Source organism: Pedobacter sp. 01N416, from assembly GCF_056399685.1.
The window spans coordinates 1-10,966 of sequence record NZ_JBFTRT010000185.1; the positions used below are offsets into that span (position 1 = coordinate 1).

The 10,966-nt window shown below is 38.2% G+C and carries 9 protein-coding genes; 6 read left to right on the plus strand and 3 right to left on the minus strand.

The features are described from left to right. From AC1DND_RS12075 to AC1DND_RS12085, 3 genes are all read left to right on the plus strand, one after another. Positions 1 to 700, plus strand: a 700-nt coding sequence (locus AC1DND_RS12075; protein WP_477581910.1) for a lysophospholipid acyltransferase family protein, incomplete at its 5' end; no start/stop codon positions are given. A gap of 40 nt (positions 701 to 740) precedes the next feature. Continuing rightward, positions 741 to 1,931 (plus strand): serine hydrolase domain-containing protein, encoded by a 1,191-nt coding sequence (locus AC1DND_RS12080; RefSeq protein ID WP_477581912.1) that lies wholly within the window; start codon positions 741 to 743, stop codon positions 1,929 to 1,931. A 34-nt stretch (positions 1,932 to 1,965) separates the two neighbouring features. Further along, the gene (locus AC1DND_RS12085) at positions 1,966 to 2,748 is read left to right on the plus strand and encodes a hypothetical protein (protein ID WP_477581914.1); all 783 of its coding nucleotides are present in this window, start codon (positions 1,966 to 1,968) and stop codon (positions 2,746 to 2,748) included. 89 nt (positions 2,749 to 2,837) lie between these two features. On the opposite strand, the gene AC1DND_RS12090 is transcribed toward AC1DND_RS12085, so the two are convergent. The 3 genes from AC1DND_RS12090 to AC1DND_RS12100 form a co-directional block, all read right to left on the minus strand. Further along, positions 2,838 to 3,398, minus strand: a complete 561-nt coding sequence (locus tag AC1DND_RS12090) for a type 1 glutamine amidotransferase domain-containing protein (RefSeq protein ID WP_477581915.1) — start codon at positions 3,396 to 3,398, stop codon at positions 2,838 to 2,840. 245 nt (positions 3,399 to 3,643) lie between these two features. Further along, a complete protein-coding gene (locus AC1DND_RS12095; RefSeq protein WP_477581917.1) occupies positions 3,644 to 4,390 on the minus strand; it encodes a glycosyltransferase family 2 protein in 747 nt (248 codons plus the stop codon). A 197-nt stretch (positions 4,391 to 4,587) separates the two neighbouring features. Then, on the minus strand, positions 4,588 to 5,868 hold the full coding sequence (locus tag AC1DND_RS12100; protein WP_477581919.1) for a glycosyltransferase family 4 protein: 1,281 nt from the start codon (positions 5,866 to 5,868) through the stop codon (positions 4,588 to 4,590). Positions 5,869 to 6,041: 173 nt separating this feature from the next. Here AC1DND_RS12100 and AC1DND_RS12105 point away from each other — a divergent pair, with 173 nt between their 5' ends. The 3 genes from AC1DND_RS12105 to AC1DND_RS12115 form a co-directional block, all read left to right on the plus strand. Beyond that, complete coding sequence (locus AC1DND_RS12105; protein ID WP_477581921.1) at positions 6,042 to 9,239, plus strand: S41 family peptidase; 3,198 nt, start codon at positions 6,042 to 6,044, stop codon at positions 9,237 to 9,239. A gap of 241 nt (positions 9,240 to 9,480) precedes the next feature. Continuing rightward, positions 9,481 to 10,230 carry a class I SAM-dependent methyltransferase gene (locus AC1DND_RS12110; RefSeq protein WP_477581923.1) on the plus strand — a complete coding sequence of 250 codons (750 nt, stop codon included), beginning with the start codon at positions 9,481 to 9,483 and terminating at the stop codon, positions 10,228 to 10,230. Between the two features lie 6 nt (positions 10,231 to 10,236). After that, positions 10,237 to 10,966: rhomboid family intramembrane serine protease (locus tag AC1DND_RS12115; RefSeq protein ID WP_477581925.1), on the plus strand; the 730-nt coding region annotated here is incomplete at its 3' end.

Sequence of the window (10,966 nt, forward strand, 5' to 3'; positions counted from 1 at the left end):
GTACCTCGCTTCGCTGGTTTTCGAGATTATTAAAATGAGCAGTATCTCAAAAAAAGAAATCGAAAGGCGTTTCATATTTAAAAACAAAGAGCAGGTTCAGGAATATTTAGATCGGGGAGAAAGTGTGTTGATCTGTGCAGCACACTATGGTAACTGGGAGTGGGGAACTTTGGGTATAGGGCTTAACTTTTCTGCAGATCATTATCCAATTTACAAACCCTTAACAAATTCCACATTTGATCATTGGTTTAAAAAAGTACGTGGTAAATTTGGCAATAAATTAATTGCCATGCGACAAACCATGAGGGCTTTGCAGGCGAGTAAAGATAAACCGAGCATATTTAGTTTTGGGAATGACCAGGCACCCTCAAAAGACGAGTCGCATTATTGGACAAGTTTTATGCATCAGCCCAGCTCCGTTCAGTTAGGGATAGAAAAAATTGCAAAACGTACCAATCAGCCTATCTTTTATTTCAAAATCAATGTGCTTAAACGTGGTTTTTACATGGTAGATTGTGTGCCCCTTTGTTTAAATCCGGCCGGGACCGCTGAATTCGAAATTACTGAAATGCACATCCGTTTTTTGGAAGAAATTATCAGGGCAAAGCCCGAATATTGGCTTTGGAGCCATAAAAGGTGGAAGTATAAACCTAAACATCAACTTCTTTTTACCACAAATGAATTGCTGAAGCAGGCATAATTTCCTAAATATTTTATATTTGTTGGTATAACGCCTACCCATGAAAACCTTTAAAAAAATATTACTGTTCCTGATCTATACATTTTTTTTATCGCTGTTCGCACTGTTTCTCTGGAAGCCTTATCTGTTAAATGTATTAAAATATAGAACACCTGGTGCCGAAACATATAAAATTTTCCCACAGGAAATTTCCCATAAAAGTGATTCTGCCTTTCATTTTATTAGGCCGGCCAAACAACGGAATGATTTAGATACACTTCATGTTCTGGATGGAAATAATCAATCTGTTCCATTGAAAGAATATTTAAAAAATGGAGCGGTCAACGCTTTTATCGTGATCAGGAATGACAGTGTTTTATACGAAAAATATGATAAAGGTTATCGTGATAGCACCTTAACTACCATTTTTTCTGGTGCCAAAAGCATGATTTCTATTATGATCGGACAAGCATTAAATGATCATAGCATTAAAAGTTTAAACGAGAAAGTAACCGAATATATTCCCGAGTTAAAATCAAATCCAGCTTTTCAAGAGATCACACTAAAAAACCTTTTAGATATGAAATCCGGCCTGGAGTTTCAGGATGCTGTAGGTGGGATTGTTAAGGCATTTTTTTCTGATGAAGCCAAATATTATTATACGGATGATATGGAAGCCCAATTGATGAAAGTTAAACTGGTGAATAAACCCGGCACGGTTTGGAAGTACAAAAGTATCGATCCGATTTTATTGGGTTGGGTTTTGCAAAAGGCAACTGGTAAATCGGTAGCGCAATATTTCGAAGCCAATGTATGGAAACAGATCGGAACACAGTATAACGCCACTTGGGGATTAGATCAGGTTAACGGTTTAACAAACACTGCAAGTCGCTTTCAGGTTACGGCTATCGATTTCGCCAAAATTGGTCGATTATATTTAAATAAAGGCAAATACAAGGGGAAACAGATTGTTCCAGAAAGCTGGGTAAATCAATCGATAAATATAGGTTCCGAAAAACCTGCATCGGCAAAAGGCTGGCAAAAATCAGCCCATCACTATCTTTGGTGGGTTCCACAGGAAGGTGATAATGGCGATTATGCTGCAGAAGGCATGCTCGGCCAAAGATTGTATGTCGATCCGAAAACGAATACCATTATTGTTCAGTTTGCCGATCACGGCGCAGGGAATTATCCCTATAGAAAAATCAGCAGGTATCTGAGTGGATTGCCATTCAGTTATCCGAGGGGTTAATAACCACTGAGAACACCGAGAAGCTTTTCCTTTAATGGATAAGTTTGGGAAGGACTCGCTCTGGGAAGGGCCGATTTATGCACAGGATTTAATTGAAACTTTGCATGATGGTTTAAAGGAAATTTATGCAAACTTAAAAGCATCTGGCAATCTGCGGATTGTGGAGCATAAATACATTGATAAAATAGAATATTGCACCTTCGGAAATACCCATCCATTTCGTATCCGCATTGTAAACCGTTTAAATGATGTTTACGATTATTTCTATATTAAAAAAGCCGATGCTTCGCGGATTTATGGCCTGGAAATGGAAGAAATCCTTTCGCCCAATCAGGTAAATTATCTTGTTGATGGCAATACCTTAGTGGAAGAACATATTGCGGGGATTCCGGGGGATGTTTTTACAAAAGGACAATTATATACACCTGAGTTTAATCCGACCAGGATAGCAAAAGAGTTCGTAAAGTTTAATGAACGTTGTTTGATTATGCTTTTGGGTGATATGCGAGCGTATAATTTTGTGGTACAGATTACACCCGATTTTGATGATATTCAGTTTCGTATCCGTGCAATAGATTTCGACCAACAGTTTTACGAAGGGAATTTAAAGGTTTATTTGCCCCAGTTTTTTAAAGAGAACTTGCCCTATGTAAAAATGAGCATGGAGCAATTAACGGAGAAAACCGTACTTCAATACCAACAAGAAGAACGTTCGTCTATTGTGCACCGTGTAAGAAGCGAACGGCACCGTCTTAGTGGTGTTGGATGTTACCATCCGACACGAAAAATCAAAAGAAATTTATCCGTCAGATGGTAACATCTGACGGCACAAAAAAGACTAAAATAAAAACGGCTGACAATTTGCCAACCGTTTTTGAGTGAATCTAGAAAGAGCGTCCAAAGTTTTTAGGCATGCAGCCCTTCGTGAACACCTTCGGCAAATTCCTCTACAATTTTATCATTAAAAGTAGGTAAATCTTTTGGTGTACGGCTCGTAACCAAACCTTGGTCTACAACTACTTCCTCATCCGACCATAGTGCGCCTGCATTGATTAAATCCTGTGAAATATTTTTTACTGAGGTCATTTTTCTGCCTTGAACCACATCTGCATTAATTAAGGTTTGTGGCCCATGACAGATTGCCGCAACTGGTTTCCCATCGGCAAAGAACGACTTTACAAAGGCTATCGCATCTTCGTTAACACGAAGCTGATCAGGATTGATAACACCGCCCGGTAAAAGCAAACCATTATAATCTTCGGCATTTGCTTCAGAAATGGTTTTGTCTACATCAACTTCTATCGACCAATGATCATGGTCCCAGGCTTTTATTTTTCCACTTTTTGAGGAGATAATGTGAACGGTTGCGCCCTCTTCTTTTAACCTTTTAACTGGCTCGGTTAATTCTACTTCTTCAAATCCGCTTTCTGTAAGTACAGCAATAGTGCGGTTACTTAATTGTCCCATAATCTTTAAATTTTTAATAGGTAATGTATTAAAGACAGTTCGGGGAAATTATTGTTTTTAGAAATTTGAGATTAGGCAATGCACTATGACTTAGTCCACTCGTCATGCTGAACTTGTTTTATTAGAGGTTTATTATGTTTTAATGGCCTAATAGCTACTACGTGGTCAGCATCTTTTAAGGTATCAATACTGTTTAGTTAGATAGATTCTGAAACAAGTTCAGAATGACGCCCGAAAGAAAGTATCTAGTCGTTCGTTCTACGGTGCTTAACAAAATACAAAGCTAAATTACCTGCAATGATAAGATGATTAAAGATATTCGGTACTAAACCATAATATTTGGTGAAGATTTTAAACCGCTCTTTTAAGCTTTCGCGGTGTTTTTTCTTGCTCATGCCACCAACCAGGTATTTGGCTACATAACGGTGAACATTAACAATATTAGAGGCCTTTTTTGCCGCTTTGATAATCCAATCAATATCTGAGCTATACTTATAAGTTAAATCGTACGGCGTAATAATGCTGCGGCGGATGTAAACGGCCTGATGGCTAATGTTCATGCCATATTTAAAGCTGGTCCAATCAAATTCTTCGGGTGCTTCGTGCCTTCTGCGGCCTAAATTTTCCCAGTTATCATTGTACATTTCTGTTTCCCCGTAATAAATATCGGCACCGGGGGCAGAGGCAAAAACATCTTCTACTGTTTGTTCATCATAAATCTCATCACCCGAGTTCATAAATAAAACATAATCGCCCGTTGCTAATGCTAAACCTTTGTTCATGGCATCATAAATGCCTTTGTCGGGTTCTGACACAATTTTTGTAATCTGATCTTTATAACGCTCAACAACCTGTAAAGTGCCATCAGCTGATGCGCCGTCTATTACAATATATTCGATTTTTTTATAGGTCTGTTTAAGGACAGATTGAATGGTACGTTCGATATCGCGAACGTTATTGTATACAATGGTAATGACAGTTAGCTTTGGCAAGGGATGGCTTTTTTGGATTGGAGTAAATTTAATAAAGATTGCTTGAATTTTTCTACCCCAATTGAAAATGAATCTGCCAAACATTTTTAATTAGTCCAACACTATTGGACTAAATATAATATATTGTAAATCAATCTGTTGATGGTGTGTTGTTGTTGATTGACTAATTAAAATAACACTCTTTTTTTGTTCAGATTTTATTTCGGTTGAAGATCAATCAGTGTTTCGTAAAGATGGATATGCTCGGCAGCGATTACTTCTTCCGAGAAATCTGTTAAAATACTCAATCTTGCTGCTTTTTGGATTTCTTCTTTATTTGGACGGTGGTACAGCCACTCAATGCCGTTTGCTAAATCTTCTGCATTTTGATACTCTGCGAGATAGCCATTCTGCATGTGTTTCACCATATCAGGTATGCCACCTGTGGTAAAAGCAACAACGGGTGTAGCGCACGATAAACTTTCCATCACGGTATTGGGGAGGTTATCTTCCAATGATGGCGTAATAAATGCATCTGCAGCAGAATAACATTTCGCCAAATGATCATCTTTATTAATTGTGCCTAAAAAAGTGGTTTTGAAAGGAAATTCGGGCATTTCGGCATTTTCCTTATTACCGAAAATAACCAACTCAATATTTTCTTTTTGTATTCCAGGCCTACGCGACAGGATTTCTAAAGCTTCGATTAAATAGGGTGTTCCTTTGTGTTTGTCATTTTTTGAGGGCATAAACCCACTCATCAAGACAAATTTATCTGGATTGATCTTCAGAATTTTCTTTGCCTCCGATTTAACATAAGGTTTGAAAATTTTTGTTTCAATCGTATTCGGGATAACTGTAGCTTTCCTCGTGCCCAACAAACTGCTGAACTTTACCGATGCAGCCATCCATTTGCTTGGTGCTACGATATGGAAATTCAATTCTGTATAAGCTTTTTGTTTACGCACCCAGGTTTTATGAGAAATATCATTTTTACCACTGATTTTTAAAATGGGGCAATTGCCGCACTGCTGGTGAAAATTTTCGCATCCATAACGCACATGGCATCCACCTGTAAAAGCATTGCTATCATGAAAAGTCCATACAATTGGCTTTTCCAGTTCATCAAGCTGCGCCAAAAACTTAGGATTTAAGAAACCGTGGTTTACCCAATGTAAATGGATAATATCGGCATTTTTAACATCGGGATGGTTAATTACCGAGCGGCCGAACCATTGTAAACTGAATGGCGTCTTTATCGATTTGCTGAGCCATTTTGCATAATATCTTTCAGATAAGATGTTATAAATGGCTTTGGCTTTTTGAAAAGGCGACCTGCTAAAGGTATCTATCTTCGGGTTTTGACCAAATTTATAGTAAACCAATACTTTCGAATCGATTCCACTGGCCTTTAAGGCATCACTTAAACGCAAACAGGCACGCCCTGCTCCGCCATTTCCATCGTAGGTATTTAGGTGTACTACTTTCAAATCAATCAAAAATACATTTTATTGTTTACGAATATAAAATCTGTTGTGTATTTTCATCCTAATATTTTTTATTGCTTTTTAATTGTAGGATGGAGCCTTTGATGTTTAAAATAATCATGTCTGAATTTAATGATTATTTTAAACAAGCCGGGTTCATGCATCAAAGCCAAACAAAATAAATTATGATCAAATCCCTGTTAAAATCGCTTGCGACACTAGCATTTTTGTTGTCTATCCATTCATTTGTTCAAGGGCAAACCTACTTTGCTGCATACCCTGCTTTAACGCCCGATGCACAAACAATAGTATTCAGCTATGATGGTGATATTTGGAAAGTACCCGTAAAAGGAGGTGTGGCTTCGAGGGTTACAGCCATGCAGGGCGAAGAAATTAATCCGAAAATATCTCCTGATGGGAAATGGATGGCTTTTTCATCAAACCAGTTTGGTAATTACGACGTGTATGTTATGCCTTTAACAGGTGGAGATATTAAACAATTAACTTTTAACGATGCTGCGGATGAAGTAGACAACTGGAGCTGGGATTCGAAAACAATTTATTTCACATCTGGTCGCTATAATTCTTTTTCAAGTTATAAAGTAAGTGTAAACGGTGGCACGGCCGTCCGTTTATTCGATAATTATTTCAATACCACGCACCACATCGCCGAATCGCCAAGTGGTGAACTGTTTTTTAACGATACCTGGGAGAGTTACCGATTTGCAAACCGCAAACACTACAAAGGAGCCTACAATCCAGATATTCAATCTTACAACCCAAAATCAAAAGGCTATAAACGTTATACCGATTATATAGGGAAAGATTTCTGGACCAGTGTTGATCAAAAAGGGAATGTCTTTTTTGTATCAGATGAAGGCAATGAGGAATATAATTTGTACACTTTTATCGGGGGCAAGAAAACAAGCCTGACCAGTTTTGATACTTCCATTAAGCGGCCTTTCGTTTCTGCTAACGGAACTACGGTTGTATTTGAGAAAGATTATCAATTGTACACCTACGATGTAGCTTCGAAGAAAACCGAGAAAATCAGTATCAGTACTTCACGTAACCAGGTATTGAGTAAAGAGCAAGAGTACGATGTGCGTGGAAATATCTCAGCATTCGATGTTTCTACCGATGGCAAAAAGATGGCATTTATTTCACGTGGCGAAGTATTTGTAAGCGATGCGGACGGAAAATTTATCCGTAAGATTACCAACAGTGGTGAGCGTGCTTTAGAATGCAAATGGCTGGCCGATAACAAAACGATTTTGTTCAGCCAAACAGCTAATGGCTATCAGAACTGGTTTACCATTACCGGTGATGGAAAAGGATCGGTAAAACAGCTGACAAAGGATAAAGCAAATGTACGTGATATCACTTTAAACAAAACCAAAACCATGGCCGTATACCTAAGTGGCAGAAATGAGCTCAAGCTGATGGATCTTAAAACTTTTGATGCCAAAACTTTGGTAACCGACGAGTTTTGGGCCCTACAAAGTGCCGCGCCAAGCTTTTCGCCAAATGATGAGTATGTGCTTTTTACGGTATACCGGAATTTCGAGCAGGATATTATGGTGCATCACATCAAGGGTAATAAAACCATTAATTTAACCAATACAGGTGTTACCGAAACAGGGCCTGCGTGGTCGCCCGATGGCAAATATATTTTCTTTACCAGTGCCCGTACCAAGCCGTCTTACCCAACGGGAATGCAGAATGCACACATTTACCGTATGGCATTGAATAATTATGACGAACCTTACCGTTCTGATAAGTTTGATGACCTATTTAAAGAAACCAAGCCTGCACCAACCGAAGTTAAGCCTGCAATAACTGATCTTAAAAATGATAAAAAAGCAAAAACAGATACAGCTAAAAAGAAGACTGAGGTAAAACTTACGCCAAAACCAGCAAATGTAATTACCATTAATACGCAGGATATTTTAGATCGCATAGAACTGGTTGGCCCTGCATTTGGTGGCCAATTTGGAACGGATGCTTTTGCCAAAGGCGACAAAACCTATGTGTTTTACTCCTCTAACCATGAGGGAGGCGCACCAGGTCTTTATCGCACTACTATTGAGCCTTTTGAAGCCAATAAAACTGAAAAAGTTGCCGATGGGGGCGATTACTCGATTGTATCGACTGGTGATAGATTTTTCGTTTTATCAAGAGGTGCAATCAACAAATATACCTTGGAAGGGAACAAGCTTGACCGCGTAGACCACGGTTATAAATTTACCAGAAACCTGAACGCCGAATTTAACCAGATGTTTTACGAGACCTGGGTAGGTTTAGATGAGAATTTTTATGATGAAAAATTTCATGGTGTAGATTGGGATAAAATGAGGACACGTTATGCAGCTTATCTGCCCTATGTGAACAACCGTAGTGACCTAAGGATTTTATTGAACGATATGCTGGGCGAATTAAATTCTTCGCACATGGGCTTTAACAGCGCGGGGGCAGAAGAACGCAAAAACCTTACTTACATCACCAACGAAACAGGAATCATCTTCGATAATGAAAATCCTTTAAAGGTTAAACGTATTGCGGCTAAAAGTAATGCCGCCCGTACTGGAACCAATATTTTGGCAGGAGATATTCTGACAGAAGTAAACGGTGTTAAGGTGGATGAAAAAATAGACCGCGATTATTATTTTAGTAAACCATCATTGGATAGAGAAATCACTTTGACCTTTAAGCGTAACGGAAAAGATGTTTTTGTAAACGTACATCCAGAAAGCTCAGGTACCCTGCGCGGAAATCTTTACGATGAGTGGATCGCTCAAAACCATAAAAATGTTGATAAATGGAGCAACAACAGGATTGCTTATTCTTATATGAAAAACATGGGTGGTGGCGAATTGGAAACTTTTTTATTGGATATGGTTGCACAAGAAGAAAATAAGGAGGCCATTATCCTCGATCTGCGCTATAATACCGGAGGGAACGTACATGATGATGTGCTAAAATTCCTTTCTCAGCGCCCTTATTTACAATGGAAATACCGCGGCGGTAAAATGGCTCCACAAAGTAATTTTGGTCCAGCAGCGAAGCCAATCGTGTTGCTAATTAACGAACAATCTTTAAGTGATGCTGAAATGACAGCGGCAGGGTTTAAACAATTAAAATTGGGTAAGATTATTGGTACAGAAACCTACCGTTGGATTATTTTTACTTCTGCTAAAGGTTTGGTTGATGGTTCTTCTTACCGTTTGCCATCGTGGGGCTGTTATACCATGGATGGCAAAAACATCGAAAAAGAAGGTGTTAAGCCAGATATCTTCATGAAAAATACTTTTGAAGACCGTCTGGCAGATAAAGATCCTCAACTCGAAAAAGCGGTGGCTGAGATTTTGAAGGACCTTAAATAGGGTTAATTGGAAGAAGGATTAATCGGTTAAGTGGTTGAATCGGTTAATTGAACGCACAGGTCGTCATTTCGACTGAAGTGCAACGTAATGGAGAAATCTTTTCCACGACTTTAAAAGATTTTTCTACTGCGGTCAATGGTGATGAAGTTTCAATGTGATATTTTTTATCAGTTTAAACAGTTAACCACTTTAACAATTAATCAAATTTTTCCGTTTCTTTGGGATTGGAATTATTTAAAACATGGCAAATTTATTAACCGACAGGGCTTTTTGGGTAAATTATTGGGAAAGTAAAAAAGGACTAGCGGTTCAGTTACCTTCAAACTATTTATTTCATAAGCAACTGGCCGATGTTATTCAGAAAGATAATGTTAAAACCGCTATAGAATTGGGTGGTTTTCCGGGTTATTATGCCGTATTCCTGAAAAAATATTTTCAGCTTGATGTTACCCTTCTAGATTACTTTGTTCATCCACCGGTTGTAAATGAGCTTTTAGAAAAGAACGGATTAACCGGAAAGGATATCCATATTATTGAAACCGATCTTTTTAATTACACGCCCGAAAAGCAGTATGATCTTGTACTAAGCTGCGGTTTAATCGAACACTTTAACGATACTGCCGATATTATTAACCGTCATATTGCTTTTRTAAAACCAGGTGGCACTTTGTTTATCACGTTGCCAAATTTTAAGGCGGTTAACGGCTGGTTTCAAAAGAATTTCGATAGAGAAAATTATGATAAGCACAATATCGATAGCATGGATCCCGCGTTATTGAAATCTATCTGCGAGCATGCCGGACTTAAACAAGTAAAATCTGGTTATTTTGGTCGTTTTAGTGTATGGCTGGAAAATGAAAGCCAGAAATCTGCAGGCGTCCGTCTATTTAAGAAAGTAGTTTGGCTAACCGGAAAAGTATTTACAAAGATTATTCCGTTCGAAAGCAAAAATCTATCACCTTATATTATCTTAGTAGCGAAAAAAATATAACGCGCTATGTCAATCAGTTGGGGTTACTCGCCTAAAATTGAAAAATATATTCCTTTGGCCGATTTTCCGGCAGATAAATACCTAATTATTGCCAGGCAGGCAATCGAAAATCTGGGCTGGAAGTTAAGTCACTTATCGGAAACCGGCATTATTGCTTATACACCATTATCATTTCAATCCTATAGTGAGGAGATCTCGATCCGTATTATCCGCAATTTCGCCGTAGTAAAAAGCGAATGCGTAGGCATTCAACTGCTTTTAAATGATTATGGGAAGAATGATTCAAACCTCGAAAAGTTCTTTCATGAATTTGAATACGTGGAGTATCACCTAAAGGATTCGTGGGATGAAATTAGACTCAAATTCCATGAATTAGTTGCCACTTCCGATGGTACTTATTTTGAAAAGGCCCCATTAGCCATTAAAAATAAGATCAAAAATGTTTTCTTCCTGTTTTTTCCTCAAAAGGGTTATATCGTTACCCCAATTCTGGTTGCATTGAATGTTCTGTATTGGGTTTTAATAACGTTTGTAACATTTGTTTACAGGCAATACTTACTAACACAAGCCTACCAAACAGGTTCTAAAGAAAGTTTTGTTGAAAAAATACAAACCTTATTGGTTTATTTTGGTGTGAGCAATAAATTCCTGGTGCTTGATGGGCAATATTGGAGACTAATTTCGAGCTTGTTTATCCATGGGTCGTTTTCTCATCTGTTTTTTAACATGTACGCAT